We start from the raw sequence: 25732 nt of genomic DNA, 5'->3' as shown, positions 1-25732 counted from the left end.
ATGCGATCCCCGGACTCAGGGCTCGGCCCCGACGATCACGCCGCCACCCAGGCAGACCTCGCCGTCGTAGAGCACGGCGCTCTGGCCCGGCGTCACCGCCCATTGCGGGTCGGCGAAGCGCAGCAGGAAACGGTCGGGCGGCAGGCTGGCGAACTGGCAGGCCGCATCCTGCTGGCGGTAGCGGCTCTTGGCGGCCAGCTGCTCCTCGCCCGGCGCGGCGCCGCTGCACCAGCTGAGGTCGTCGGCCACCAGCACCCGGCTCTGCAGCAGAGGGTGGTCATGGCCCTGGACCACGACCAGGGTGTTGGTCTCCATGTCCTTGCGGGCCACGAACCAGGGCTCGTGCTCGCCACCGCCACGCGGCGCGCCCTTCTCCTTGACTCCGCCTATGCCCAGGCCCTGGCGCTGGCCCAGCGTGTAGAAGGACAGGCCCAGGTGCTCGCCCAGCTTGCGGCCGCGCTCGTCCTTGATGGCACCCGGCTGGTGGGCCAGGTAGCGGTTCAGGAATTCGCGGAACGGCCGCTCGCCAATGAAGCAGATGCCGGTCGAGTCCTTCTTCTTGGCATTGGGCAGGCCGATGTCCTCGGCGATGCGCCGCACCTCGGTCTTGCGCAGCTCGCCGACCGGGAACAGGGTCTTGGCCAGCTGGGCCTGGTTGAGCCGGTGCAGGAAATAGCTCTGGTCCTTGCTGTCGTCGAGTCCCTTGAGCAGCTGGGTCCCGCCGGAGTCCAGGGTCCGCACCCGCGCGTAGTGCCCGGTGGCGATCTTCTCGGCGCCCAGGCGCATCGCATGGTCCAGGAAGGCCTTGAACTTGATCTCGGCATTGCACAGCACGTCCGGATTGGGCGTGCGGCCGGCCTGGTACTCGCGCAGAAAGGCGGCGAACACGCGGTCCTTGTAGTCGGCCGCGAAGTTCACATGCTCGATCTCGATCCCGATCACGTCGGCCACGGCCGCGGCATCGACGAAATCGACATTGGACGAGCAGTACTCGCTGTCGTCGTCGTCCTCCCAGTTCTTCATGAAGATACCGACCACCTCGTGGCCGGCTTGCTTCAGCAGATAGGCGCTGACGGCGGAATCGACCCCGCCGGACAGGCCGACGACGATCCTCTGTTTCTTCGGGGACGCGGAACTCATGATGGCCGCGATTGTCCCAAAGCCGCCCGAGGCCCGGGCGGCTGGGGCTTTCTACCGATCAGGGCTTGGCCGGCTTGAACAGCAGGCGCAGGGCCTTCAGCGCCGCCGGGTGGTAGATGGTGGCGTGGGTCTCGGCCGGCATGGCCTCGTGCTGCCAGCCCTTCAGCTTGGCGTCCTTGAGCACGGCGATGAAGCGTCGCACCGGCGCGTAGATCGTCGGCTCGCTGCTGTTGGCGATGTAGAGCGGCTTGGGCGGCAGCGGGGCGTAGCGCAGCCGCGTCTTGAGCGTGGTGGTCAGGGCTTCCTTGTTCCACCACAGGCTGGGGTCGAAGGCGATGTAGTGGTCGAACAGCTGCGGCTCCAGTGCCCAGGTCTCGACCACGAACAGCCCGGCCAGCGATTCGCCTATCAGGGCGCTCTCGTTCGTCGTGCGGTAGCGGGCCTTGATGGCCGGCATCAGCTCCTCGCGGATGAATTGACGGAAGGCGGCCGAGCCACCGACCCGCGGCGCGATCTTGCGGTCCGAGGCCTGCTCGGTGGGGCCGGTCAGGTCGCGGCGGCGCTCGGTGTTCTCTATGCCGACCAGGATGAAGGGCCGCATCGTGCCGTTGGCCATGGAGACCTGCAGCAAGCCGGCCAGGTGCAGGAAGTCCTCGGCCAGGCCGCCGTCGGGCATCAGCATCACCGGGAAGCGTGCGTTGGGCTGCTCGGCATAGCCTGCCGGCAGGTAGACGTTGATGCGGCGGGTCTCGGCCAGGACCTTGGAGTCCAGCTTCAGGCTCTCGCCTATCACCAGCGGCTCGACCTGCAGTTCGGTCGCGAAGGAGGGCGTGCCGGCCAGGGCGAGGGCGGCGGCCAGCAGCGAGCGGCGGAGGATTTGCATGCGGCGCAGTGTAGGAGCGGGCCGGGCGCTCAGTCGCTGGCCATGCCGGCCTGCTGCAGGTGGGCGTGCAGCGCATGGCGCCGCACCTGGTCCAGTTCGCCACTGGCTTGCAGCTTGCGCAGCGCCACGGCCAGGCGCTTGGCCAGCTCGGCATGGCGGGCGTCCAGGTAGTGGTAGAGCGCATGCTCGTCCAGCACCATGTCCAGGCGCCGCAGGCCGGTGCTGCGCCGCAGCGGCGGGGCCTGGCCGGGCTCGGTGCTCAGGGCCACATCGGCGCCGCCGCTGGCGAGCAGGCGGAACAGCTCGCTGCTGGAACTGGCCTCGACCCGGATCGCACCGGCCGGCAGCAGCTGCTCGACCCTGAGGATGCCGCGCTGGTAGGCCACGCGCAGGCCTTGCAGCCGCGCCCAGCCGTCCAGCTCCATGTCGGCCCTCATGGTGTAGGCCCGGACCGCCGAGCTGCCTATGGGGGTCTCGACCCTCACCAGCTTGGGCTGGCTGTCCGCCAGCGCCTTGACCCGGTGCAAGTTGCCGTCCACCTCGCCTCCCAGCAAGGCCTGCAGCGCGCGGCGGTTGGGCAGCTCGACCCACTCCAGCTTCTGCCCCGCCTCCTGGTAGGCCCGCTGAAGCACCGCTTCGCTGACCGCGGTCAGCGGATCGGAGCCGCGGTCCCAGGTGGCGATGCGCAGGGCGGTATCGGCCCGGCAGGGCGGCAGCAACAGCAGGGAGCAGCTCAGCAGGGCCAGGCCGGCGCGCAACAGGGAAGCAAGGGGCATGGATCAGGACGGACGGAACACCGAGGCGTGGACATGGACCGCGTCCAGCGGCAGGCGCCGGCCGGACAGCAGGTCTTCAATGCATTGCAGCACGAGCGGACTGCGGTGTCGCTCGGCACTGGCCCTGATCTCGTCGGCCGTCAGCCACAGGGTTCGGACTATGCCTTCGTCCAGCGCGCGGCCGGCGATTTGCTCGCCGACCGTGCCGCCGAAGGCCAGGCGCAGGTAGGTGATGTCGTCGCCGGGGCGTTGCACGCGGGCCAGGTAGGCACCGAGGAAGAACTCGGGCCTGAAGTCGCGGGCCGTCTCTTCCAGCGCCTCGCGCACCACGGCGTCCAGCGGCGACTCGCCCTGCTCCAGGTGGCCGGCCGGGTTGTTCAGCATCAGCTGGCCGGTCGCGGTCTTCTCTTCGACCAGCAGGAAGCGGCCGTCCTGCTCGACGACGGCGGCCACGGTGACATTGGGCTTGAAGCGCTGGACCATGGGGGTCAGGGCTTGCCGTTCCGGCTCAGCCAGGCTGAGCCCTGGCGCTTGACCAGCTCGGCCAGATTGCCGGCCACGGCATTGATGTCGACCAGGTGCAGGCCCCAGTCGCCCAGCAGCTGGCCGCTGCGCGAGATCAGGTCGCCCGGCATGTCGGCCGGGCGCTGCGGGCTGCCGCCACCGACCACGCGCAGCGCCAGGATGGAGGCGCCGTCTTCGCTGCGGGTGCAGCGGGTTTCGATCAGGCCGGGCAGGGTCGCGAAGTCGGCCTCGGCCTGTTGCTGCTTCGCCAGGTCGATCCAGGCGGGCTGGACATGGGGCCGGCCCAGCAGCGTCCCGACCACGGCGAACCAGGGCTCGGCCGGGCGGCCGCTGAGGGCCACCGGATCCACGCAGGCGGCTTCCATGCCGGGTGTCCTGCTGCGACCGAAGCCGCCGGCCGGCGAGGGCGGGCTGCCTTCGCGGAACGAGGCATAGCTGATCACGCAGCCGGTCTGGTCGGCGCTGCGGCACAGCGGCAACTGCTTGAAGCTGCCGCCCACGTCCTTGCCCTGGGGCACGTCGACCGTGTAGCCGGCCAGCACGGCCGAGACCAGCCGGGCCTGCGACGGCTGGCCGTCGATCTCGCGCTGCAGCAGCTGGATCAGCATCGCGCTGCCCTGCGAATGTCCTATCAGCACGACACCGCGGCCGCGGTTGAACTCGGCCAGGTATTGGCGCCAGGCCCGGGCCAGGTCCTCGTAGGGCAGGTTTCTGTCTATGCCCTCCGCCTGGCCGGCCAGCAGGCGTCCCAGGCCGGCCAGCGTGATCTGGCGGTACATGGGCGCGAACAGCCGGCAGGACCCGGCAAACGGGGTCAGTTGTTGAGCCACGGCCCGCAGCTCGCCGGGGCCGGGCTTGAGCGAGCTGTTGGCGGACGGCTCTTCCGAGACTGTGGGATAGACGTAGAAGCAGTCGATCTCGGGCTGCTTGGCGGCCGCCTGCTGCCTGAGCTCGCGGCTGCCATCCGCGCCCAGGACCAGTCGCCTTGTGCTGACGCCGCAGGCCTGGCCCTGCTCGGGATTGCACAGCCAGGCGGGGGCGTCCTGCCCCGGCGATTCGGCCCGGCTCGTGCCGGAAGCGGCCACAAGCATCAGGGCGGTGATCAGCAGCGCCCGGCTCCGTCTCCTGGATTGCATGGTCTACATCTCCATCGCCAGCAAAGCGGCAAGCATAGGGGCTGATGGCTGGATGCGGCCCCAGGCTTCGCGATCCGTCAGCTGTGGCTTGCTGGCTTCCCCGGGGGGCAGGCGTCATCTTCCTTGTGTAAGCTGCCCGCAAGCATCCATTCGCCACCCGGCACAGAACTTCCCAGCAGGAGGGTTTCTTCATGCAGATCGGTGTCCCGCGCGAGAGCGCGGCCGGAGAGACTCGAGTGGCCGTCACGCCCGAGACGGCCAAGAAGCTGGTCGCCCAGGGCCATGCCGTGCTCGTGCAAAGCGGCGCCGGCCTCAGCGCCAGCAGCACGGATGAGGCCTACCAGGCCGCCGGCGCCCAGATCGTGGACCGGGCCGCCGCCCTGGGCGCCGAGCTGGTGCTCAAGGTCAGGAGCCCGAACGGCGAGGAACTGGGCCTGATGAAGTCGGGCGCGGCCCTGGTCGGCATGCTCAACCCCTTCGACCGCCCGGGCCTGGAAGCCCTGGCCGCGGCCGGCCTGACCAGCTTTGCGCTGGAAGCGGCGCCGCGCACCACCCGGGCCCAGAGCATGGACGTGCTGTCCAGCCAGGCCAATATCGCCGGCTACAAGGCCGTGATGATCGCGGCCGACAAGTACCAGCGCTTCTTCCCGATGCTGATGACGGCGGCCGGCACGGTGAAGGCCGCGCGGGTCGTGATCCTCGGCGTCGGCGTGGCCGGCCTGCAGGCCATCGCCACGGCCAAGCGCCTGGGCGCGGTGATCGAGGCTTCCGACGTGCGGCCCTCGGTCAAGGAACAGGTCGAGTCGCTGGGCGGCAAGTTCATCGACGTGTCCTACGACACCGATGAAGAGAAGGAGGCCGCGCAGGGTTCGGGCGGCTATGCCAAGGCCATGCCGCAGAGCTGGCTGGACCGCCAGAAGATCGAGGTGGCCAAACGCGTGGCCCAGGCCGACATCGTCATCACCACCGCCCTGATCCCCGGCCGCGCCGCACCGGTGCTGGTCACCGAGGAGATGGTGCGAAGCATGAAGCCGGGCTCGGTGATCGTGGACCTCGCGGCCCCGGCCGGCGGCAACTGCCCGCTGACCGAGGCCGGCCAGACGGTGCAGAAGCATGGCGTGACCCTGGTCGGCGAGACCAATCTGCCGGCCCTGGTGGCGGCCGATGCCTCGGCCCTCTATGCCCGCAACGTGCTCGACTTCCTGAAGCTGGTCCTGCCCAAGGACGGCGGCTTCCAGGTGCCCATGGACGACGACATCGTCGCCGCCTGCCTGATGACGCAGGCCGGCGAAGTGAAGAGGAAGTGACCAAGCGATGGAACAAGTCTCTCCCCTGATCACCAACCTGATCATCTTCGTGCTGGCCATCTACGTGGGCTACCACGTGGTCTGGACCGTCACGCCCGCCCTGCACACGCCGCTGATGGCCGTGACCAATGCGATCTCGGCCATCGTCATCGTCGGCGCCATGCTGGCCGCGGCGCTGACCGAGACCGATGCCGGCAAGTTCATGGGCACGCTGGCCGTGGCCCTGGCCGCGGTCAATGTGTTCGGCGGCTTCCTCGTGACGAGGCGGATGCTGGAGATGTTCAAAAAGAAGACGCCCGCCAAGAAGGAGGGCAAGTGACATGAGCATGAACCTCGTCACCCTGCTCTACCTGGTCGCCAGCGTCTTCTTCATCCAGGCCTTGAAGGGCCTGTCGCATCCGACCACGTCCATCAAGGGCAATCTGTTCGGCATGGCCGGCATGCTGATCGCCACGGTCACGACCGCGGCCCTGATCGTCAAGCTGGCCTATGGCAATCTGTTCGGGCTCAGCTATGTGCTGGTCGGCCTGGTGATAGGCGGCGGCCTGGGCGCCTACATGGCCAACAAGGTCGAGATGACCAAGATGCCGGAACTGGTCGCCTTCATGCACAGCATGATCGGCCTGGCGGCGGTCTTCATTGCGGCCACGGCCGTGCTGGAGCCCAATGCCTTCGGCATCGCCAACAACCGCCTGGCCATCCCTGGAGGCAACCGCATCGAGCTGGCCCTGGGCGCCTTCATCGGCGCCATCACCTTCAGCGGCTCGGTCATCGCCTTCGGCAAGCTCAGTGGCAAGTACAAGTTCCGCCTGTTCCAGGGCGCGCCGGTGACCTTCGCCGGCCAGCATAAGCTGAACCTGGTGCTGGGCCTGGCGTCCGCCTTCTTCATGTTCGGCTTCTGGCATTCGGCCTCGTGGCTGGACTTCGGCCTGGTGCTGGCCCTGGGTTTCCTGCTGGGCGTGCTGCTGATCATCCCGATCGGCGGTGCCGACATGCCGGTGGTGGTCTCGATGCTGAACAGCTACTCGGGCTGGGCGGCGGCGGGCATAGGCTTCTCGCTGAACAACTCCATGCTGATCATTGCCGGCTCCCTGGTCGGCAGCTCGGGCGCCATCCTCTCGTACATCATGTGCAAGGCGATGAACCGCTCGTTCTTCAACGTGATCCTGGGCGGCTTCGGTGGCGAGACCGGCGGTCCGGCCGGCGCGGCGCAGCAGCGCAACGTCAAGAGCGGCAGCGCCGACGACGCGGCCTTCATCATGGGCAATGCCGAGAGCGTGATCATCGTGCCGGGCTATGGCCTGGCGGTGGCGCGCGCCCAGCATGCGGTCAAGGAGCTGGCGGCCAAGCTGATCGAGAAGGGCGTGACGGTGAAATACGCCATCCATCCGGTGGCCGGCCGCATGCCGGGCCACATGAACGTGCTGCTGGCCGAGGCCGAGGTGCCCTACGACCAGGTGTTCGAGATGGAAGACATCAATGCCGAGTTCGGCCAGGCCGACGTGGCCATCATCCTCGGCGCCAACGACGTGGTGAACCCGGCCGCCCACGTGAAGGGCAGCCCTATCTACGGCATGCCGATCCTGGAGGCCTACAAGGCCAAGACCATCATCGTGAACAAGCGTTCGATGGCCGCCGGCTATGCGGGCCTGGACAACGAGCTGTTCTACATGGACAAGACCATGATGGTGTTCGGCGACGCCAAGAAGGTGGTCGAGGACATGCTCAAGGCCGTCGAATAGTCCTGACTGGCGGAGGGCGCACAGCGCCCCCGCCCCTGGGCCCAGGCATCGGTGAGAATGCCGCCCGCGACCCTGGAGACAGCAATGGACAAGAACATCTGGCTGAAGAATTACCCCGCCGGTGTGGCGGCCGAGATCAATGCCGACCAGTACCCCTCGCTGGTCGACCTGATGGAATCGGCCTTCAGGAAGTACCCCGAGCGCAACGCCTACAAGATGATGGGCCGCGGCATGAGCTTCGGCCAGCTCGATGCCGACTCCAAGGCGCTGGCCGCCTACCTGCAGGGCCTGGGCCTGGAGAAGGGTGACCGCGTCGCCCTGATGATGCCCAATGTGATGCAGTACCCGGTGGCCGTGGCCGCCGTGCTGCGCGCCGGCTATGTGGTGGTCAACGTCAACCCGCTGTACACGCCGCGCGAGCTGGAGCACCAGCTCAAGGACTCGGGCGCCAAGGCCATCGTCATCCTGGAGAACTTTGCCGCCACCTTGCAGCAGGTGGCGAACAGCGTGCCGACCAAGCATGTGATCCTGGCCTCCATGGGCGATCTGCTGGGCTTTGCCAAGGGCATGGTCGTCAACTACGTGGTGCGCAAGGTGAAGAAGCTGGTGCCCGAGTTCGAGCTGCCCGGCGCCGTGCGCTACAAGGACGCCGTGGCCCAGGGCCGCGCCAAGGCCTACAAGGCACCCAAGGTAGTGCCGACCGACATCGCCGTGCTGCAGTACACCGGCGGCACGACCGGCGTCTCCAAGGGCGCCGTGCTGCTGCACCGCAACCTGGTGGCCAATGTGATGCAGGCCGAGGCCTGGTACCAGCCGGCGCTGAAGAAGGTGCCGGCCAGCGACCAGCTGGTCAGCATCTGCGCCCTGCCGCTGTATCACATCTTCGGTTTCACCACGAACATGATGCTGTCCATGCACCTTGGCGGCGCCAACATCCTGATCCCGAATCCGCGCGACCTGCCGGCCGTGTTCAAGGAGCTGAGCAAGCACCGCTTCAACAGCCTGCCGGCGGTGAACACGCTGTTCATGGCCATGGCCAATCATCCGCAGTTCAACACGGTGGATTGGAGCCACCTGGTGATCTCGGTCGGTGGCGGCATGGCGGTGCAGCAGGCCACGGCCAAGCTGTGGCTGGAGAAGACCGGCTGCCCGATCTGCGAGGGCTACGGCCTCTCGGAAACCTCGCCGGTGGCGGCCTGCAACCCCACCGACAGCACGGCCTACACCGGCACCATCGGTCTGCCGCTGTCCAGCACCGAGCTCAAGCTGCTGGACGATGACGGCGCCGAGGTGGCCATGGGCCAGGTCGGCGAGATCGCGATCAAGGGCCCGCAGGTGATGGCCGGCTACTGGCAGCGCCCCGACGAGACCGCCAAGGTCATGACGGCCGACGGCTTCTTCCGCACCGGCGACGTGGGCGTGGTGGACGAGCGCGGCTACTTCAAGATCGTCGACCGCAAGAAGGACATGATCCTGGTCAGCGGCTTCAACGTGTATCCGAACGAGGTCGAGGACGTGCTGACCCAGATGCCCGGCATCCTCGAGGCGGCGGCGGTCGGCATCCCCGACGCCAAGGCCGGCGAGGCGGTCAAGGTGGTGCTGGTCAAGAAGGACCCCAACGTCACCGAGGCCGACGTGCGTGCCTTCTGCGAGGCCAACCTGACCGGCTACAAGCGGCCCAAGGTGGTGGAGTTCCGCACCGAGCTGCCCAAGACGCCGGTGGGCAAGATCCTGCGCCGCGAGCTGCGCGACAAGTAGGACGGAGCCAGCCGCGGTTGTTGATCGGCGTTCGCTGAGTCGTCACCAAGGTCGCCATACACTGCGCGCACCTCCATCGCGAGGTGATTGATTGCCGCAGCAACCAGACACCAAGAGCAGGATGCGGCCTATCCGTGGACGGACCAAGTCCTGACGACAGGGAGCCTGAGTGAACAAGAAGACGATGCGCGTCTGGCCCACGGCGGCCGGATTGATGCTGGCTGCCATGTTGGCAGCCTGTGGCGGCGGTGGCGGGGGCGGTGCGACCGGCGGTAGCGGTCCCGTGGTGCAGCCGCCGGCCGGAACACCTATTCCGACGACGCTGGCCATCCAACTGCCTGCGACGGCCAGTGCCGGCGCCAGCGTCAAGTTCGCCAGCTCCACCGAGGCGCTGAGCGGCCTGAGCTATGCCTGGGATTTCGGCGACGGAAGCAAGAGCGCCGAGACCTCGCCCAGCCACAGCTATGTGCGGGGCGGCGATTTCAAGGTCCTGCTCAAGGTCAGCAATGCCACCGGCGACAGCCGCGAAGTGCAGGCCACGCTGAGCATCAACACCCTGGCCAATGTGAGCGGCCTCAACTGCAGCGGCGCGAACAACAGCGGCTGGTGCGTTCAGACCTCGATGACCGGCGCCAGCATTCCGCTCAATGTGTCCTTCATCGACGCATCCACCGGTTGGCGCGTGGGCTCGCTGGGCGCGGTGGCCAAGACCACCGACGGCGGCGCCACCTGGACCAGCCAGAACTCGGGCACGACCGGCTACCTGCGCTCCGCCGCCTTCGCCAATGCCCAGAACGGCTGGATCCTGTACGGCGATGCTTCGGTGATCAAGACGCGCGACGGAGGGACCACCTGGTCGTCCAGCACGGTGCCCGCCGCCTGCTCGAGCGCAACGGCGTTTTCGATCAGCGCCCCTGGCGCGGACACGGCCTATCTGATGGCCGCCGCCAACGTGCCCAGCTGCGTCACCACCGATGCCGGCCTGTCCTGGCGCGCGCTGAGCCCCGCGCCGCAGCTGATGAGCGACACCGGCCTGCTCTGGTACTACGACGCGGCGACCAGGAAGGTCTCGAAGTCCAGCGATGCCGGCCTGACGCGCACGCAGGTGCTCGATCTGGGCAGCGTCGACGCCACCGTGAGCATGGCATCCGGCGGCGGGGAGTCGCTCACCCTGCTGGTCAAGGAGGCGAACAACTTCCGCTTCTTCCGTACGGCCGATGGCGGTGCGAACTGGACCCTGGTCAGCGATCCGAGCGAACCGGCCAGCCCCTATCCCATCGTGGGCAACCTGGCGCTGATGGCCTCCAGCAGCGATGGCAAGAACCTGTTCGGCGTGTCCTACACCCGCCCGGCGCAGAGCACCGACTATGGAAAGACCTGGCGGCTGTACGGCACCGATCTCTATACCGACCCCCAGCTCAACATCCCGACTCAGCTGGTCGTGCTCGTGAACGGAAGCACGCTTGCGCTCCAGGATCGCTACTGGCCCGCCTATGACGGCCCCTTCTACCCGACCCCCAGGGCGGCCAGGGTCAGCCGTGACGCCGGTGGTACCTGGTCCGACTTGGCGGCACCGGACGGCGGGCCGTCCTACTGGGGCAATATCTCCCTCAAGGGCCCGGTCAGTCTGTGGCTGACGGCCTCCGACGGCACCGTGCACCAGACTCGCGACGGTGGTGCGCATTGGGTCAAGGTCGGCCTGATCGACAATGCCGATGCCGCCCGCAGCAGCTCTTTCTCCGATGCGCTGCACGGCATCACCGTCACCAACCGCACGCTCAGCGAGACCAAGGACGGCGGCCGCAGCTGGACCGTGAGGCGCGTGGGCGAGAAGACCAGCGTGGGCACGGCCTACCGCCCCATCGTCCAGCTGGCCAATGCCCAGGTCGGCTGGCTGATCGAGCAGACTATCCTTTACAAGACCACCGATGGTGGCGCGACCTGGACGCTCAAGCCGGCCCCCGGTCTGGCGGACTTCACTTTCTTCGATGCCCAGCTGGGCGTGGGCAAGGTGAACTCGGGCTACTGGGTGGTCTCCAAGGACGGCGGCGACAACTGGACCAGGATCGAAGGCCTGGGGGCGCTGTTCAATACCCGCAAGATCCTGTTTGCCGACGCCACCCGCTGGGCCGCCGTGGCCGAGGACGGCAAGCACCTGTTCACGAAAGATGCCGGCGCGACCTGGCAGGCCGCGGCCGCAGGCAACTCGGCCGGCACCGCCGTGGCCGGACTGCCGACGCTGTGGATAGGCGCGGGCTACACCTCGGCGGCGATCCTGCAGTCCAACGACGGCGGCGAGCACTGGGCCACGATCCAGGTCGGCCCGGCCTACAGCACGGTGCGCGACATCAAGTTCTTCGACGCGCAGCGCGGCTGGCTGGTCGGCGACAGCGGCCTGCTGATGGCCACCACGGACGGTGGCAAGACCTGGGTCACCCAGCCCAACTCGGGCCAGCAGGGCTATGGCGAAATCAGCATCGTCGATGCCAAGACGATCTGGATCAGCGGCGCGTCCGGCGCCCTGCTGGTGACCGCCACCGGCGGGTTCTGAACGACAACGGGCCGCCCTGGGGCGGCCCGTTCTTCAAAATGGGCCGTGGCTCACTCGCCGTCGCAGGCGATCTTGCGGAAGGCGAAGTCGATGCCGCGCAGCTTGCCGTTGCGCTCGCCTTCTATGCGTGCCTGCATCTGCAGGCCGTCGCGCTTGTAGCTGATGCGCTGCGGGAAGTCGTGCTGCGGGTTCTCGAACAGCACCGACTGCGGCCCCTGCTCCTTGAGCGCAAAGGCGGTCGGCGGCCGGCCTTGCGGCTGGGCGACATATTCCAGCTTGCCTTCGGCATTGGGCCGGATCTGCAGGAATTCGAACTCGACCAGCTTGCCGCGCCGAAGCGTGCGCGACATGCCCATCATCTGACCGCCGGCTGGCGCCATCCACTGCTCGGCCGAGCCGGCATCGGAGCCTTCCAGCTTCCAGCAGCCGGCCATCCAGGCCGGTGGCGCGGCCGCTTCCTGGGCCTGGACGGCGCCGCTCAGCAGCAGGGCAACGAGGGCAAGCGCAGATCGCATGGGAACTCCGGTTCTGGCTGCGGGACAATCCCCGCATGCCTCCGCGTTTTTACGTCGACCAGGCCCTGGAAGGCCAGTCCGAAATGTCCCTGCCCCCCGGCGCGGCCCGCCATGTGCAGGTCCTGCGCCTGCAACCGGGCAGTCCTGTCACGCTGTTCGATGGCTCGGGCTTCGAATACCAGGCCGAGGTCGCGGCCATGGGCCGCAGCGAGGTGCGGGTGCACCTGCAGTCGCGCCAGCTGGTGCAGCGCGAGCTGGCCCAGCAGGTCACCCTGGCCGTGGTGATGCCGGCCAACGACCGCATGGACGGCATTGTCGAAAAGGCCACCGAGCTGGGTGCCGCCGCCATCCAACCCTTGATGAGCGAACGCTCGGTCCTGCGCCTGGCCGGCGAGCGGGCCGACAAGAAGCAGGCCCATTGGCAGGGTGTGGCTGTGGCTGCGGCCGAGCAGAGCGGCCGCAGCAAGGTCACGCAGATCGAGCCGGTGCAGAGCCTGGCGGCCTGGCTGGCCAGCCTGGGGCCGGGTCTTGCCTCGCAGCGGCGCTGGCTGCTGAGCCCGATGGCCGCTGAACCGCTGTCCAGGCTGACGGCGGTACCGGGCGATCAGACCCTGGTGCTGAGCGGCCCTGAGGGTGGCCTGAGTCCGGCCGAGGAAGCGGCCGCGCGGGCGCAAGGCTTTGTCGCGGCCCAGCTGGGTCCGCGCATCTTGCGGGCCGACACGGCCCCGCTGGCCGTGCTCGGTTGGCTGGCCCTCAGCGAAAAGAGCTGAGGCTCAAGAGGCTTCGGCCCGCTTCTCGCGGGCCGAGCCCTTGACCAGGTCGAAGCGGAACAGCCGGCATTCGATGGGGCCGTTCCACATCGGGAAGCGGCGCGATTCCTTGAGCCGCATCTTGTTCGGCAGCTTCATGTCCGGGCTCAGCATCCAGGCGGTCCAGCCGGCCTCGTTGCTGGTGTAGCCATGCTTCCAGTGCGAGGCGAGGCGGGGGAAGAAGTCGTCGTCTGCGTCGCGCTGCTCCGAGCCCGAGGCATCGCGCACGGCCGCGGCCTTGCCGCGCACCTCGATCCGTTCGCCATAGGGCGGGTTCATCATCAGCGTGCCGCCCAGTCCCGCGGGCAGCTTGGGCGCCGGGCGTTCCAGCGCATCGCCGCCGTTGAACTGGATGTACTGGGCCACGCCGGCCCGCTCGGCATTGCGGCGGGCGAAGTCGACCATGCGGAAGGCCACGTCGCTGGCGTAGATGGGCACGGCCGGCGCATGGATGCGTTCCTTTGCGGCCTGCTTCATCTCGGCCCAGCGGGCGCGCAGCGCGGCGAAGGGCTTCTGGCGTTCGAAGGCGAAGCGGCGCTGCAGGCCGGGGGCGATGCCGCAGGCGATCTGGGCCGCCTCGATGGGAATGGTGCCGGAGCCGCAGCAGGGGTCGTGCAGGGCGCCGCCGGTCTCGGCCGTGCCCTGCCAGCCGGCCGCCGCCAGCATGGCGGCGGCCAGCGTCTCTTTCAGCGGGGCATCGCCCTTGTCCAGGCGCCAGCCGCGCTTGAACAGCGGCGCGCCCGAGGTGTCCACGTAGAGCGCGGCGCGCTCTTCACTCAGGTGCAGCACCACGGGCAGGTCGGGCTCGCGGGTGTCCACGCTGGGCCGCTCGCCGGTCGCGTCGCGGATCGTGTCGCAGATCGCGTCCTTGATGCGCAGCGTGGCGAAATTGAGGCTGCGCAGCGGCGAGCGCTGGGCCGTGGTGTCGATCTTGATGGTCTCGCTGGGGCCTATCCAGCGCGTCCAGTCGACCTTGCGGGCCAGGGCATAGAGGTCGTCCTCATGCCGGTAGCCGCCCTCGATCAGCTCGACCAGCACCCGCTGGGCCAGGCGGCTTTCCAGGTTGATGCTCAGCACCACCTCGGCCGGCGCCTTGTGCACGGCCACGCCGCCGCGCAGCGGCTCCAGCAGGCCGCGCGGGAACAGGGCGCGCAGCTCGGCCTCCAGCAGCGGTTCGACACCGCCGGGGCAGGAGACAAAGAGTTCTAGGGATTCGGGGCGGGACATCGGCGGGCCAGAGGAGACAAGGCAAAGAAGCGCCGATTGTCCCCCAGGCCCCGGCTCACAGCGCCTTGCGCAGATTGGCCGGCGCGATCTTCAGCGCCTCGCGGTACTTGGCCACCGTGCGGCGGGCCACCTGGATGCCCTGCTCCTCCAGCATCTCCGACAGCGAGCTGTCCGAGAGCGGCTTGTTCGGATCCTCGGCATCGACGAATTGCTTGATCAGTGCCCGTACCGCCGTGCTGGAGGCATTGCCGCCGGCCTCGGTGTTGAGGCCCGAGCCGAAAAAGTACTTGAGCTCGAAGGTGCCGTGCAGCGTAGCCATGTACTTGGCCGTGGTGACGCGCGAGATGGTGGATTCGTGCAGGCCCAGCTCGTCGGCTATTTCTCTAAGCACCAGCGGCTTCATCGCCAGCGCGCCATGCTGGAAGAAGCCCTTCTGGCGCTCGACGATGGCCTGCGAGACCCGCAGGATGGTGTCGAAGCGCTGCTGGATGTTCTTGATGAACCAGCGCGCCTCCTGCAGCTGGCCGCCGAGCGGGCTGTTACTGATGCCGCCGCGGGTCTGGCGCAGCGCCTGCGCATAGAGCTCGTTGATGCGCAGCTTGGGCGCGACCTCGGGGTTGAGCATGACCTTGAAGCCGCGGCCGCTCTTCACCACGATCACATCGGGCACGACGGCCGCCGCCTCGCCCCGCGCGAACTGCCGGCCCGGCTTGGGTTCCAGGCTCTGGATCAGGGCCTGCGCCTCGCGCAGCAGCTGCTCGTCGGCGCCGGTCAGGGCCATCAGCTTGCGCAGGTCGCGCCTGGCGAGGTGTTCAAGCAGGCTCTTGCAGATCAGGATGGCGACAACCTGCACCTGGCTGCGCGGCCGGGCGCGCAGCTGCAGCAGCAGGCATTCCGACAGGTCGCGGGCACCGACGCCGGTGGGCTCCATGCTCTGCAGCCAGCGCTGGGCCACCTTGAGCCGGTCCAGCAGCTCGTCCAGTTCCTCGGCGTCGGCCGCCTCGCCGGCCAGGGCGGCGGCGATCTCTTCCAGCGGGTCGGCCAGGTAGCCGTCCTCGTCCAGCGATTCGATCAGCACGAACAGCGCGGCGCGGTCTTCCTCGCTCAGCGACATGCCGGCCATCTGCTGCTTGAGGTGATCCTGCAGGCTGATGCCGGGCCCTTCGGACTCGGGCCGCTCGCCGTCGTCGTCGCCCGCGGGAGCGCTGCTGCCGGGGGTTTCGCGGATGCCGTCGAAGTCGTCGCCCTCGGTGCCGTTCTCCCAGTCGTCGCGCTCGGTGGTGCCGAAGTCCTCGGCCTTGATCTCGGCGCTGGTCTCGCCTTCACCGGCGGGCGAGGCATCGGGCTCGTCGGCGGCATTGCCGCGGATCTCGCTCAGCTCGGGCGCGGTGACGGCATTGCCGAACTCCTCGTCGGCCTCCAGCAGCGGGTTCTGCGCCAGCATCTGCTCCACCTCCTGGTGCAGCTCCAGCGTCGACAGCTGCAGCAGCCGGATCGACTGCTGCAACTGGGGCGTCAGCGCCAGGTGCTGACTGAGGCGGACCTGTAAGGTGGGCTTCATCTCAGTGCAGCGCCATCGGCCTTACATCCGGAAGTGTTCGCCGAGATAGACCTTGCGGACGTCGGCATTGGCGACCAGCTCGTCCGGCGTGCCTTCGGCCAGCACCTCGCCCTCGCTGATGATGTAGGCGCGGTCGCAGATGCCCAGGGTCTCGCGGACGTTGTGGTCGGTGATCAGCACGCCTATGCCGCGCGCCTTCAGGAAGCCGATGATGCGCTGGATCTCCAGCACCGCGATCGGGTCCACACCGGCGAAGGGCTCGTCCAGCAGGATGAAGCGCGGCTGCGTGGCCAGGGCGCGGGCGATCTCGACGCGCCGCCGCTCGCCACCGGACAGGGCCGGCGCCGGGCTGTCGCGCAGCTTCTCTATCGACAGCTCGTGCAAGAGGCTGTCCAGCATCTCGTTGGTGCGGGCCTTGGTCCAGGGCTTGCCGTTCTCGTCCTGCTGCAGCTCCAGCACGGCGCGGATGTTCTCCTCCACCGTCAGCTTGCGGAAGATCGAGGCTTCCTGTGGCAGGTAGGACAGGCCCAGGCGCGAGCGGCGGTGGATGGGCAGGCGCTCCAGCGCTTCGCCGTCCAGGCGGATCTCGCCGGCATCGGCGCGCACCAGGCCCACGATCATGTAGAAGCTGGTGGTCTTGCCGGCGCCGTTGGGCCCCAGCAGGCCGACGACCTCGCCGCTGTCCACGGCCAGATGCACGTTCTTGACCACGCGGCGCACGCCGTAGGTCTTCTGCAGGCCCTCGGCTTCGAGCCGGCTGGGCTGGCCGGCGGTCATGGCTTGCTCCAGGCTCATTGGGGCTTGCGCGGAGCGGTCTGCAGGGTGCTGCTGGGTTTCAGCGGCACGGCCGGGCTGCTGGCGGCCGACGCAGCGGCCTCGGCGGCGAGCCTAGGCGTGAACACATGGCGGACCCGGCCGTTGGGGCTGCGCTCATGGGCGCCGCCCTTGGTCAGGAATTCTTCCTTGCGGTTGTCGTAGACGAACTCGCTGCCCACGGTTTCCGAGAACACCTGGCCGTTGCGCAGCTGGCGCAGCACGGCATTGCCTGTGAAGCGCACGGTCTCGGCCTTGCCGTCGTAGTCGATCTGGTCGGCGAAACCCTCGATGCTCTCGCCCGGCTTGTCGCGGTCCTGCTTGAAGCTGACCTGCTCGCCCGGCTTGGCCGTGGCATTGGCCTGGAAGAAGCCGTCCGGCGTCTCGCGCAGCTGCAGCCGGTGGGCCCTGAGCAGCAGGCTGCCCTGGCTCAATTGCACATTGCCGGTGAATTCGGTCAGCTGGTTGGCCAGCTCGGCGCGGCCGCCTTCGTCATGGCTGATGCTGAGATCGCGTTCGCGGTCGCCCTTGGCGGCGCCCACGGGTGCCGCGACCAGCAGGGCGGTCAGCAGCAGCGGCAGTGCGGAAGGCAGGGCAGGAAGACGCATGGCAGGGAAGGTGCAATCGCGGCACAGAAATTGCAGGCCATTCTAGGGCCAGCCCCCGCCCCAGCCGGCGTCAAATGCGTCACAGCTTTCCGTTGCGCACGCCCTGGATCAGGGCGTTCGTGACCTGCAGCGCGCGCATGCCCATGTCCTGCTCGCTCATGCCGGCGGCGCCGACCATGGAGGGCGAGGTCCAGAAGCGGCCGGCGATGCCCAGGGCCGGCACGCCGTCGATGTTGTAGGCCTCGCTCAGCTTGTTGGACGTGGCCATCTTGCCGTTGATCGCGAACGAGTTGTACATGGCGGCGAACTTGGCCTGGTCCACGCCCAGCCGCACGGCCAGGGCCAGCATGTCCTTGTCCTCTTCCACGTCGACACGTTCGCGATGGAAGGCCTCGAACACCCGGCCCTGCAGCTCCTCGGACTTGCCCAGCGCTTCCAGCGTCAGGAACAGCTTCTGGTGCGGCTTGATGTTGGGCCGGAAGCCCACATGGATGCGGCGGAAGGCCACGTCGGCCGGCAGCTGCTTGACCCATTCACGCAGCATCGGCTCCAGCGCATAGCAATGCGGGCAGCCGTACCAGAAGAACTCGATCACCTCGATCTTGCCGGGCGTGGTCGGCACCGGGTTGCCCAGGCGCTTGTAATGCTTGCCTTCGACCGGCCCGCCCTGGGCCCAGGCGCTGCTGCCGGCCAGGGCGGCGAGTCCGAGGGCGGAGAAATCACGGCGCTTCATGGAGCTTTCCTCTGTAAGGGGAAGGGAATGGGGAGGGCGGCGGCTCAGCGCTGCACGCGGACCAGGTTGGCCTCGACGCCCGAGCCCTCGAGCTTCTTCTGCAGGCCTTCGGCCTCGTCGCGGGCATCCAGGGGGCCGATGCGGACCCGGTAGACGGTGCGGCCCGACTGCTCGAACTCATAGATCTTGGCCACATGGCCGAGCAAGGCCAGCTTGGCGCGCTGGGCCTCGGCGTCGTCGGTCTTCAGGTAGGCGCCGGCCTGCACGAAGTAGATCGACGGGTCGGCTGACGCTGCCTTGGCGTCGGCGGCCTTGGCTTCAGGCTTGGACTCGGTCCTGGCCACGGCCTTGCTGGCGACCGGCGCCGGAGCCGGTGCGGCGGCCGGGGCTGGCGCGGGGGCCTGGACCGGGGCGGCGCTGCTGGCGTGGGCCGCAGCCGGCTTGGGCGCCGGGGCTTCGCCGGCACTGACCACGCCGCTGGCCGCCTTGCCGTTCTTGCCGGCCAGCGGGGCGTTCGGGTCCCAGTTCTTGTTGCGCTCGGCCTCTTCGGCGTCCTGCTCGGCCGTGCGCTGCGGCACCTTGTTGACGAAGGGGATGGGCGTCTTGTTGATGTACAGCGCCACGCCCAGGGCCACGGCCAGGCCGATCAGCAGGCCGACGATCAGCCCGAGGACGAAGCCGCCGCGCTGCTCGCTGCTGCTGCCACCGCCGGGCGCGCCACCGGCGCCGGGCTTGCCACCACCCTTCTTTTCGCTCATGCCTTCTCTGCCTTTTCTTCCGATTCGGTCGATTCGCGGGACATCGCTTCCGGCGCGCTGACACCCAGCACCGCCAGGGCATTGCGCAGCACCTGGCGCGTGGCGGCCAGCAGGGCCACCCGGGCGCGGGTCAGGTCTTCGGCCTGGCCCAGCACGCGTTCGGCCGCATAGTAGCTGTGGAACAGGCCGGCCAGGTCGCGCAGGTAGAAGGCCACGTCATGCGGCGCCAGGCCGTTGGCGGCGCCGGACAGCATGCGCGGGTAGTCGGCCAGCTTGAGCATCAGGGCGGCCTCGGTGGGCGCGCTCAAGAGGCTGAGGTCGGCGCCCTGGAGCTGGGCTTCGTCGCCACCCCAGTTGCGGATGATGGAGCAGATGCGCGCATGGGCGTACTGCACATAGAACACCGGGTTCTCGTCGTTCTGCTTCAGCGCCAGGTCCACGTCGAAGGTGAACTCGGTGTCGGCCTTGCGGCTGATCAGGAAGAAGCGCACCGCATCGCGGCTGGTCCATTCGATCAGGTCGCGCAGCGTCACGTAGGAGCCGGCGCGCTTGGAGATCTTGACCTCCTCGCCGCCCTTCATCACCGTGACCATCTTGTGCAGCACATAGTCCGGGAAGCCCTGCGGAATGCCCAGCTCCTGGGCCTGCAGGCCACCGCGCACCCGGGCGATGGTGCCGTGGTGGTCCGTGCCCTGGATGTTGATGCACTTGGTGTAGCCGCGCTGGAACTTGTTGACGTGGTAGGCCACGTCAGGCACGAAGTAGGTGAAGCCGCCTTCGCTCTTGCGCATCACCCGGTCCTTGTCGTCACCGTAGTCGGTGGACCGGAACCACAGCGCGCCGCCTTCCTCGTAGGTCTTGCCACTGGCGACCATGCGCTCGACCGCCTTCTCCAGCTGGCCGCCGGCGTAGACGCTGGACTCCAGGAAGTAGTTGTCAAACCTGAGGCCGAAGGCCTGCAGGTCCAGGTCCTGCTCATGGCGCAGGTAGGCCACGGCGAACTGGCGGATGCCGTCCAGGTCGTTGACGTCGCCCGAGGCCGTGAACTCGCGGTCGTCGGCCTTGACCGTCTCCTTGCGCAGGAAGGCGTCGGCGATGTCCTGGATGTAGTCGCCGTTGTAGGCGGCCTCGGGCCAGCCTTGCATGCCGGGCTTCAGCCCTTGCAGACGCTTGTGCGTGGAGTCGGCCAGCGTGGCGATCTGCACGCCGGCGTCGTTGTAATAGAACTCGCGGGTGACCTGGCAGCCCTGAGTCTCGAACAGGTGGCAGATCGAATCGCCCAGCGCGGCCTGGCGGGCGTGGCCCACGTGCAGGGGGCCGGTCGGATTGGCCGAGACGAACTCGACCATGACATGGGTGTCGTTGCCGGCCTGGTGGCCGAAGCGGCCGGCACCGGCCAGCACCTCGGCCACGACGGCCTGCTTGGCGGCCGGCTTGAGGCGGATGTTGATGAAGCCGGGGCCGGCGATCTCCAGGCTCTCGGTCCAGCGCTGGAAGGCTGATCTTGCCTGCAGGGCAGCGATCAGCTGCTCGGCCAGGGCGCGCGGATTGGTCTTGAGCGCCTTGGACATCTGCATCGCGACGGTGCAGGCGAAGTCGCCGTGGCTGGCCTGCTTGGGCGACTCGAAGGCGGCAGCGAGCGCGCTGCCGGGGTTCAGTTCCTGGATGGCTTCGCCGAGGGCGGCGAGCAGTTCCTGCTTGGCTTGGATCATGGGGCGGGATTCTACGGGGAGGGCCTTTTTGAGGGCCGGCCGGCCCGTATGATCGCCGCATGAGCAGCACCGAGTCCGGCAGCCTCACGGCCTCGATCGCCAGCACCACCGGCGATCTGCCGGCCTACATCGGCAAGTACAAGGTGCTGCGTCGCCTCGGCGAGGGGGCGACCAGCGATGTGTTCCTGGCCATGGACGAGTTCCGCGGCTGCGAGGTGGCGATCAAGCGGGTGCGGTCCTGGGCCATCGCCTCCGACAACCCGGCCGACCAGATCAGCAACCGCTTCTTCGCCGCCGAGGCCGCCCTGGCCGGCCGGCTGCAGCATCCCAACGTGGTGCAGATCCTGGATGCCGTGCCCGACCCCGACTCGCCCTACCTGGTGATGGAGTTCGTGCCCGGGGTCACGCTGAAGAACTTCTGCCGCAGCGACCGGCTGCTGCCGCTGGACCAGATCGTCGAACTGGGCTTCAAGTGCGCCATGGCGCTGGACTATGTGTTCCGCCAGGGCGTGATCCACCGCGACGTCAAGCCGGCCAATCTGCTGGCCGTGCTGGACAGCCAGGGCCTGCTGACCGACGTGAAGGTCAGCGACTTCGGTTCGGCCCTGAACCTGATGTCGGACAAGACGCAAGTCCATCGCGTCGGTTCGCTGGCCTACATGCCGCCGGAGCAGGTCGAGGGCGGCGACGTGGACTGCCGGGCCGACATCTATGCGCTGGGCGCCGTGCTCTATCACCTGATCGCCGGCCGGCCGCCGTTCGACGCTCCCAACCAGATGGCGCTGATGCACCAGATCTACCACCAGCAGCCGACCTCGCTGGTCGACCTGCGCGGCGGGGTCACGGCCGAGCTGGAGAAGGTGATCTTCACCGCGCTGGCCAAGCATCCGGAGCAGCGCTTCCAGACCTGGGACGCCTTCGCCCGCGCGCTGTCCGAGCTGGTGTCCAAGCAGCTGGTGCCACTGGCGCGGCTCTACGAGGTGCGCGACTCGGAGCGCTTCAACATGCTGCGCGACCTGGAGTTCTTCAGCGACTTCGGCGACGTGGAGCTGTGGGAGGTGGTGCACCGCGCGCGCTGGCGCCGCTATCCGCTGGAGCATGCGCTGTACAAGAAAGGCCAGGAGGGCAATACCTTCCACATCATTGCCCAGGGGGCGGTCGAGGTGTTCCGCGACGGCACCAAGGTAGTGACCCTGGGCCAGGGCACCTCGGTGGGCGAGATGGTCTACCTGGCGCCAAATCCCGACCTGCGCCGCCACAGCACCGACATCCGCGTCAGCGAGGTCTGCACCACGATCTCGTTCACGCCCGAATCGCTGGGCCTGCTCAGCCCGGAATGCCAGCACCGCTTCGACCGCGCCTTCATCCAGGTGCTGGTGCGGCGCCTGCATGCGGCCCATGAGCAGCTGTCACATCCGCGCCGGATCATGTAGTCGATGGTTTCCCGTAGTCGTCAAGAGAGGTAGAAGTGATGAACCAGAAGTCCCTGCTTTCCCTGATCGTCGTGCTGTCCGCCGCGTTCGCGGCACCGGCCTTTGCGGCCGACGCGGCCGCCAGCTGCGAGGCCAAGGCGGCCGAGAAGAAGCTGGCCGGCGCCGCCAAGACCAGCTTCACCAAGAAGTGCATGGCCGATGCCGGTGGTGGTGGCGATGCCGCCGCAGCCTGCGATGCCAAGGCCGCAGAGAAGAAGCTGGCCGGCGCGGCCAAGACCAGCTTCACCAAGAAATGCGTGGCCGATGCCGGCGGCGCCGCCCCTGCCGCGGCCGGCCCGGAAGCCGCCTGCGAGGCCAAGGCGGCCGAGAAGAAGCTGCATGGTGCCGCCAAGACCAGTTTTACCAAGAAGTGCGTGGCCGACGGGGCCGCTGCGAAGTAGTCAAGCTGGTCCGTCCGGACGCCGCCCGCCGGCCCCGCGCCAGTAGGCGGCGTTGCCGTACCTGGACTTCAGGAAGTCGATCCACAGCCTCAGCCGCAGCGGCAGGTGCTTGCGTTGGGCATAGACCGCGTAGATGCCATTGGGTGGCGCGGCGAAGTCGTCGAGCACGGCACGCAGCCGGCCGGCGGCAATGTCGGCCTCCACCTCCCAGGTCGAGCGCCAGGCCAGGCCCAGGCCGGCCAGGCACCAGTCGTGCAGCACCTGGCCGTCGCTGCAGTCCAGGCGGCCGCTGGGCCGCAGATGGACCAGCTGGCCGTCGATCATGAAGGCCCAGCCGCGCGACTGGCTGGCGTCCGAGCTCAGCACCAGACAGGCATGGCGGGTGAGCTCCGAGGGATGGCGCGGCGTGCCGGCGCGCTTGAGGTAGGCCGGCGCGCCCACGCAGAGCCGGCGGTTGTCGGCCAGGCGCTGGCTGACCAGGCTGGAGTCGGGCAGGTCGCCGACCCGCACCGCGCAGTCATAGCCCTCGGCCGCCAGGTCGACGATGCGGTCGCTGAGGTTGAGCGAGACGCTGAGGTCCGGATGCGCGGCCAGGAATTCCGGCACCAGCGGCGCCACATGGCGGCGGCCGAAGCCGGCCGGCGCGGTCAGGCGCAAATGGCCGCTCGCCTGCAGGCCGCCGGCACTGACCGAGGCCTCGGCATTGGCAAAGTCGATCAAGAGCCGCTGGCAGTCCTCCAGGAAGGCGCTGCCCTCGTGGGTCAGCGTGAGCCGGCGCGTGCTGCGCAGCATCAGCTTGATGCCCAGGCGCTGTTCCAGGGCGTCGAGCCGGCGGCCCATCACGGCCGGGGTCACGCCCTCGGCCTGGGCCGCGGCGCTCAGGCTGCCCTTGGTGGCGATGGCGACGAAGGATTCGATCTGCTTCAGGCGATCCATGTAATCGACCGGGAATTTGGCCGGATCTTTGCATGAAAGTAATGAATCCAATGCGTTTGGCGTCAGCAATCTTTCATGCCGGCGGGTCTAAATTGGCGGCAGTTCCACCATTTCCTCAGCCTCCAGGAGCCTGCCATGAGCCAGCGCATCAACCTCCACCGCCTGCAAGTCGACAGCGCCCTGTTGGGCTTCATCAACAACGAGGTGCTGCCGGGCACCGGCGTCAGCCCCGAGGCCTACTGGGCGGGCTTCGATGCCATCGTCCATGAGCTGGCGCCCAAGAACCTGGCACTGCTGGCCGAGCGCGACCGGCTGCAGGCCGAGATCGACGGCTGGCACCGCGCGCATCCCGGTCCGATCGCCGACATGGCGGCCTACCGCGGCTTCCTCGAAAAGATCGGCTACCTGGTGCCGGCGCCCGGCAAGACCCAGGTGACGACGGCCCATGTCGATGCCGAGCTGGCCATCCAGGCCGGACCTCAATTGGTCGTGCCCATCCTCAATGCCCGCTATGTGCTGAACGCCGCCAATGCGCGCTGGGGCTCGCTGTACGACGCGCTCTACGGCACGGATGCGATTGCCGAGACCGGCGGCGCCGAGCGCGCCGGCGCCTACAACCCGGTGCGCGGCGCCCAGGTGATCGCTTATGCCCGCCGCGTGCTGGACCAGGCCGCGCCGCTGGCCGGCGGCTTGCATGCCGATGCCACGGCCTACAAGGTCGAGGGCGGCCGGCTGGCCGTCAGCCTGGCCAATGGTTCGACGGTCGGCCTGCAGGATGCTGCGCAGTTCGTCGGTTATCAAGGCGATGCCGCTGCGCCGAGCAGCGTGCTGCTGGTCCACCACGGCCTGCACCTGGATCTCCAGATCGACCGCTCCACGGCCATTGGCGCCAGCGATGCAGCCGGTGTCAGCGACTTGGTGCTTGAAGCCGCCCTGTCCACCATCCTGGACCTGGAGGATTCGGTGGCCGCGGTCGATGCCGAGGACAAGCTGCTGGCCTACCGCAACTGGCTCGGCATCCAGCAGGGCACGCTGACCGAGGAAGTCACCAAGGGCGGCAAGAGCTTCACCCGTCGCTTGAATAGCGACCGGGTCTACAACGCGCCGACTGGTGGCAGCCTGACGCTGCACGGCCGCTCGCTGATGTTCGTCCGCAATGTCGGCCACCTGATGAGCAACCCGGCCATCCTGTGGGACGGGGGCAAGGAGATCCCGGAAGGCATCATGGATGCGCTGGTCACCGTGGCCATCGCCGTGCATGACCTGAAGCGCCGCGGAAATTCAAGGACCGGCTCGATCTACATCGTCAAGCCCAAGATGCACGGCCCGGCCGAGGTCGGCTTCGCGGCCGAACTGTTCGGCCGCGTCGAGCAGCTGCTGGGCCTGGCGGACAGCACGGTCAAGCTGGGCATCATGGACGAGGAGCGCCGCACCAGCGTCAACCTCAAGGCCTGCATCGCCGCGGCTTCCAGCCGCGTGGCCTTCATCAACACCGGCTTCCTGGACCGCACCGGCGACGAGATGCACACGGCCATGCTGGCCGGCCCGATGCTGCGCAAGGGCGACATGAAGACATCGGCCTGGATCCAGGCCTATGAGCGCAGCAATGTGCTGACCGGCCTCTGCTGCGGTCTGCGCGGCCGGGCCCAGATCGGCAAGGGCATGTGGGCCATGCCCGATCTGATGGCCGCCATGCTGGAGCAGAAGATCGGTCACCCCAAGGCCGGTGCCAACACCGCCTGGGTGCCCTCGCCGACCGCAGCCACACTGCATGCGCTGCACTACCACCAGGTCGACGTGGCGGCGGTCCAGCGCGAGCTGGAAGCCATCGACGCCGATGCGCTGCGCCCCGAGCTGCTGGACAAGCTGCTAAGCGTGCCCGTGGCCGCCGAGGCCCAGTGGTCGGCCACCGAGCGCCAGCAGGAGCTGGACAACAACGTGCAGGGCATCCTCGGCTATGTGGTGCGCTGGATCGACCAGGGCGTGGGCTGCTCCAAGGTGCCCGACATCAATGGCATAGGCCTGATGGAAGACCGCGCCACGCTGCGCATCTCCAGCCAGCACATCGCTAACTGGCTGCATCACGGCGTGGTGACCGAGGCCCAGGTGCGCGAGACCTTTACGCGCATGGCGGCCGTGGTGGACGGCCAGAACGCCGGTGACCCGCTCTACAAGAGCCTGGCCGCTAACCCCGGCGGCGCTGCCTTCCAGGCCGCGCTGGACCTGGTGTTCACGGGCAAGGAGCAGCCCAGCGGCTACACGGAGCCGCTGCTGCATGCCTGGCGATTGAGGGTGAAGGCGGGCTGAACCGCCCCCGGGGCGACGAACCAAACCCTCAGCAAGGGCCGGTCGGGAGACCGGCCCTTTCT

General features: G+C 68.3%; 23 protein-coding genes. 9 read left to right on the top strand and 14 right to left on the bottom strand.

Annotated elements, in window-relative coordinates:
• Positions 1-15: 15 nt before the first annotated feature.
• From mnmA to QT382_RS13095, 5 genes are read right to left on the bottom strand one after another with little or no spacing between them, the layout of a single operon-like run.
• Positions 16-1140 carry a tRNA 2-thiouridine(34) synthase MnmA gene (gene mnmA, locus QT382_RS13115; RefSeq protein WP_289254473.1) on the bottom strand — a complete coding sequence of 375 codons (1125 nt, stop codon included), beginning with the start codon at positions 1138-1140 and terminating at the stop codon, positions 16-18.
• Positions 1141-1198: 58 nt separating this feature from the next.
• Complete coding sequence (locus QT382_RS13110; RefSeq protein ID WP_289254472.1) at positions 1199-2023, bottom strand: alpha/beta hydrolase; 825 nt, start codon at positions 2021-2023, stop codon at positions 1199-1201.
• A 29-nt stretch (positions 2024-2052) separates the two neighbouring features.
• Positions 2053-2799: a substrate-binding periplasmic protein gene (locus QT382_RS13105; RefSeq protein ID WP_289254471.1), complete on the bottom strand. Its 747-nt coding sequence runs from the start codon at positions 2797-2799 to the stop codon at positions 2053-2055.
• A gap of 3 nt (positions 2800-2802) precedes the next feature.
• Positions 2803-3282 (bottom strand): NUDIX hydrolase, encoded by a 480-nt coding sequence (locus tag QT382_RS13100; RefSeq protein ID WP_289254470.1) that lies wholly within the window; start codon positions 3280-3282, stop codon positions 2803-2805.
• A 5-nt stretch (positions 3283-3287) separates the two neighbouring features.
• Positions 3288-4460, bottom strand: a complete 1173-nt coding sequence (locus tag QT382_RS13095) for a DUF3089 domain-containing protein (protein WP_289254469.1) — start codon at positions 4458-4460, stop codon at positions 3288-3290.
• 191 nt (positions 4461-4651) lie between these two features.
• Here QT382_RS13095 and QT382_RS13090 point away from each other — a divergent pair, with 191 nt between their 5' ends.
• From QT382_RS13090 to QT382_RS13070, 5 genes are all read left to right on the top strand, one after another.
• On the top strand, positions 4652-5767 hold the full coding sequence (locus QT382_RS13090) for a Re/Si-specific NAD(P)(+) transhydrogenase subunit alpha (protein WP_289254468.1): 1116 nt from the start codon (positions 4652-4654) through the stop codon (positions 5765-5767).
• A 7-nt stretch (positions 5768-5774) separates the two neighbouring features.
• Positions 5775-6086, top strand: a complete 312-nt coding sequence (locus QT382_RS13085; RefSeq protein WP_289254467.1) for an NAD(P) transhydrogenase subunit alpha part 2 — start codon at positions 5775-5777, stop codon at positions 6084-6086.
• A 1-nt stretch (position 6087) separates the two neighbouring features.
• Positions 6088-7509 carry an NAD(P)(+) transhydrogenase (Re/Si-specific) subunit beta gene (locus QT382_RS13080; protein ID WP_289254466.1) on the top strand — a complete coding sequence of 474 codons (1422 nt, stop codon included), beginning with the start codon at positions 6088-6090 and terminating at the stop codon, positions 7507-7509.
• An 84-nt stretch (positions 7510-7593) separates the two neighbouring features.
• Positions 7594-9267: a long-chain-fatty-acid--CoA ligase gene (locus tag QT382_RS13075; RefSeq protein ID WP_289254465.1), complete on the top strand. Its 1674-nt coding sequence runs from the start codon at positions 7594-7596 to the stop codon at positions 9265-9267.
• A gap of 169 nt (positions 9268-9436) precedes the next feature.
• A complete protein-coding gene (locus QT382_RS13070) occupies positions 9437-11818 on the top strand; it encodes a YCF48-related protein (RefSeq protein ID WP_289254464.1) in 2382 nt (793 codons plus the stop codon).
• 50 nt (positions 11819-11868) lie between these two features.
• On the opposite strand, the gene QT382_RS13065 is transcribed toward QT382_RS13070, so the two are convergent.
• A complete protein-coding gene (locus QT382_RS13065) occupies positions 11869-12333 on the bottom strand; it encodes a DUF6265 family protein (protein WP_289254463.1) in 465 nt (154 codons plus the stop codon).
• A 35-nt stretch (positions 12334-12368) separates the two neighbouring features.
• Here QT382_RS13065 and QT382_RS13060 point away from each other — a divergent pair, with 35 nt between their 5' ends.
• Positions 12369-13103 (top strand): 16S rRNA (uracil(1498)-N(3))-methyltransferase, encoded by a 735-nt coding sequence (locus tag QT382_RS13060; protein ID WP_289254462.1) that lies wholly within the window; start codon positions 12369-12371, stop codon positions 13101-13103.
• Positions 13104-13106: 3 nt separating this feature from the next.
• Here QT382_RS13060 and QT382_RS13055 read toward each other — a convergent pair whose 3' ends face one another.
• The 7 genes from QT382_RS13055 to argS all read right to left on the bottom strand — a co-directional run bounded on the left by QT382_RS13055 (position 13107) and on the right by argS (position 20554).
• Complete coding sequence (locus QT382_RS13055) at positions 13107-14369, bottom strand: THUMP domain-containing class I SAM-dependent RNA methyltransferase (protein ID WP_289254461.1); 1263 nt, start codon at positions 14367-14369, stop codon at positions 13107-13109.
• Between the two features lie 55 nt (positions 14370-14424).
• On the bottom strand, positions 14425-15930 hold the full coding sequence (locus QT382_RS13050) for an RNA polymerase factor sigma-54 (protein ID WP_289254460.1): 1506 nt from the start codon (positions 15928-15930) through the stop codon (positions 14425-14427).
• 21 nt (positions 15931-15951) lie between these two features.
• Complete coding sequence (gene lptB, locus QT382_RS13045) at positions 15952-16707, bottom strand: LPS export ABC transporter ATP-binding protein (protein ID WP_289254459.1); 756 nt, start codon at positions 16705-16707, stop codon at positions 15952-15954.
• Between the two features lie 14 nt (positions 16708-16721).
• Positions 16722-17351 (bottom strand): lipopolysaccharide transport periplasmic protein LptA, encoded by a 630-nt coding sequence (gene lptA / locus QT382_RS13040; RefSeq protein WP_289254458.1) that lies wholly within the window; start codon positions 17349-17351, stop codon positions 16722-16724.
• A gap of 79 nt (positions 17352-17430) precedes the next feature.
• Complete coding sequence (locus QT382_RS13035) at positions 17431-18084, bottom strand: thiol:disulfide interchange protein DsbA/DsbL (RefSeq protein ID WP_289254457.1); 654 nt, start codon at positions 18082-18084, stop codon at positions 17431-17433.
• 44 nt (positions 18085-18128) lie between these two features.
• Positions 18129-18842: an SPOR domain-containing protein gene (locus QT382_RS13030; protein ID WP_289254456.1), complete on the bottom strand. Its 714-nt coding sequence runs from the start codon at positions 18840-18842 to the stop codon at positions 18129-18131.
• Positions 18839-20554, bottom strand: coding sequence for an arginine--tRNA ligase (argS, locus tag QT382_RS13025; RefSeq protein ID WP_289254455.1), 1716 nt, complete (start codon positions 20552-20554; stop codon positions 18839-18841). The genes QT382_RS13030 and argS overlap by 4 nt, the downstream gene beginning before the upstream one ends.
• Before the next feature lie 59 nt (positions 20555-20613).
• Here argS and QT382_RS13020 point away from each other — a divergent pair, with 59 nt between their 5' ends.
• On the top strand, positions 20614-21987 hold the full coding sequence (locus tag QT382_RS13020) for a serine/threonine-protein kinase (RefSeq protein WP_289254454.1): 1374 nt from the start codon (positions 20614-20616) through the stop codon (positions 21985-21987).
• A 38-nt stretch (positions 21988-22025) separates the two neighbouring features.
• Complete coding sequence (locus tag QT382_RS13015; RefSeq protein ID WP_353957271.1) at positions 22026-22427, top strand: hypothetical protein; 402 nt, start codon at positions 22026-22028, stop codon at positions 22425-22427.
• Here the strand turns inward: QT382_RS13015 and QT382_RS13010 are convergent, their stop codons facing one another.
• A complete protein-coding gene (locus tag QT382_RS13010) occupies positions 22428-23363 on the bottom strand; it encodes a LysR family transcriptional regulator (protein ID WP_289254453.1) in 936 nt (311 codons plus the stop codon).
• Between the two features lie 135 nt (positions 23364-23498).
• Between QT382_RS13010 and QT382_RS13005 the strand changes: the two genes are divergently transcribed.
• Positions 23499-25670: a malate synthase G gene (locus QT382_RS13005; protein ID WP_289254452.1), complete on the top strand. Its 2172-nt coding sequence runs from the start codon at positions 23499-23501 to the stop codon at positions 25668-25670.
• Positions 25671-25732 lie beyond the last annotated feature (62 nt).

Origin of the sequence: Pelomonas sp. SE-A7 (genome assembly GCF_030345705.1) — a bacterium.
Taxonomy (GTDB): Bacteria; Pseudomonadota; Gammaproteobacteria; order Burkholderiales; family Burkholderiaceae_C; genus JAUASW01.
Note: the sequence above shows the minus strand (reverse complement) of the source record. Positions and strands in the feature narration are given on the sequence as shown.

Excerpts from the sequence above, each read along its gene's own strand:
- mnmA (WP_289254473.1), bottom strand. The coding sequence starts at position 1,140 with ATGAGTTCCGCGTCCCCGAAGAAACAGAGGATCGTCGTCGGCCTGTCC.
- QT382_RS13110 (WP_289254472.1), bottom strand. The coding sequence starts at position 2,023 with ATGCAAATCCTCCGCCGCTCGCTGCTGGCCGCCGCCCTCGCCCTGGCC.
- QT382_RS13105 (WP_289254471.1), bottom strand. The coding sequence starts at position 2,799 with ATGCCCCTTGCTTCCCTGTTGCGCGCCGGCCTGGCCCTGCTGAGCTGC.
- QT382_RS13100 (WP_289254470.1), bottom strand. The coding sequence starts at position 3,282 with ATGGTCCAGCGCTTCAAGCCCAATGTCACCGTGGCCGCCGTCGTCGAG.
- QT382_RS13095 (WP_289254469.1), bottom strand. The coding sequence starts at position 4,460 with ATGCAATCCAGGAGACGGAGCCGGGCGCTGCTGATCACCGCCCTGATG.
- QT382_RS13090 (WP_289254468.1), top strand. The coding sequence starts at position 4,652 with ATGCAGATCGGTGTCCCGCGCGAGAGCGCGGCCGGAGAGACTCGAGTG.
- QT382_RS13085 (WP_289254467.1), top strand. The coding sequence starts at position 5,775 with ATGGAACAAGTCTCTCCCCTGATCACCAACCTGATCATCTTCGTGCTG.
- QT382_RS13080 (WP_289254466.1), top strand. The coding sequence starts at position 6,088 with ATGAGCATGAACCTCGTCACCCTGCTCTACCTGGTCGCCAGCGTCTTC.
- QT382_RS13075 (WP_289254465.1), top strand. The coding sequence starts at position 7,594 with ATGGACAAGAACATCTGGCTGAAGAATTACCCCGCCGGTGTGGCGGCC.
- QT382_RS13065 (WP_289254463.1), bottom strand. The coding sequence starts at position 12,333 with ATGCGATCTGCGCTTGCCCTCGTTGCCCTGCTGCTGAGCGGCGCCGTC.
- QT382_RS13060 (WP_289254462.1), top strand. The coding sequence starts at position 12,369 with ATGCCTCCGCGTTTTTACGTCGACCAGGCCCTGGAAGGCCAGTCCGAA.
- QT382_RS13055 (WP_289254461.1), bottom strand. The coding sequence starts at position 14,369 with ATGTCCCGCCCCGAATCCCTAGAACTCTTTGTCTCCTGCCCCGGCGGT.
- QT382_RS13050 (WP_289254460.1), bottom strand. The coding sequence starts at position 15,930 with ATGAAGCCCACCTTACAGGTCCGCCTCAGTCAGCACCTGGCGCTGACG.
- lptB (WP_289254459.1), bottom strand. The coding sequence starts at position 16,707 with ATGACCGCCGGCCAGCCCAGCCGGCTCGAAGCCGAGGGCCTGCAGAAG.
- lptA (WP_289254458.1), bottom strand. The coding sequence starts at position 17,351 with ATGCGTCTTCCTGCCCTGCCTTCCGCACTGCCGCTGCTGCTGACCGCC.
- QT382_RS13035 (WP_289254457.1), bottom strand. The coding sequence starts at position 18,084 with ATGAAGCGCCGTGATTTCTCCGCCCTCGGACTCGCCGCCCTGGCCGGC.
- QT382_RS13030 (WP_289254456.1), bottom strand. The coding sequence starts at position 18,842 with ATGAGCGAAAAGAAGGGTGGTGGCAAGCCCGGCGCCGGTGGCGCGCCC.
- argS (WP_289254455.1), bottom strand. The coding sequence starts at position 20,554 with ATGATCCAAGCCAAGCAGGAACTGCTCGCCGCCCTCGGCGAAGCCATC.
- QT382_RS13020 (WP_289254454.1), top strand. The coding sequence starts at position 20,614 with ATGAGCAGCACCGAGTCCGGCAGCCTCACGGCCTCGATCGCCAGCACC.
- QT382_RS13015 (WP_353957271.1), top strand. The coding sequence starts at position 22,026 with ATGAACCAGAAGTCCCTGCTTTCCCTGATCGTCGTGCTGTCCGCCGCG.
- QT382_RS13010 (WP_289254453.1), bottom strand. The coding sequence starts at position 23,363 with ATGGATCGCCTGAAGCAGATCGAATCCTTCGTCGCCATCGCCACCAAG.
- QT382_RS13005 (WP_289254452.1), top strand. The coding sequence starts at position 23,499 with ATGAGCCAGCGCATCAACCTCCACCGCCTGCAAGTCGACAGCGCCCTG.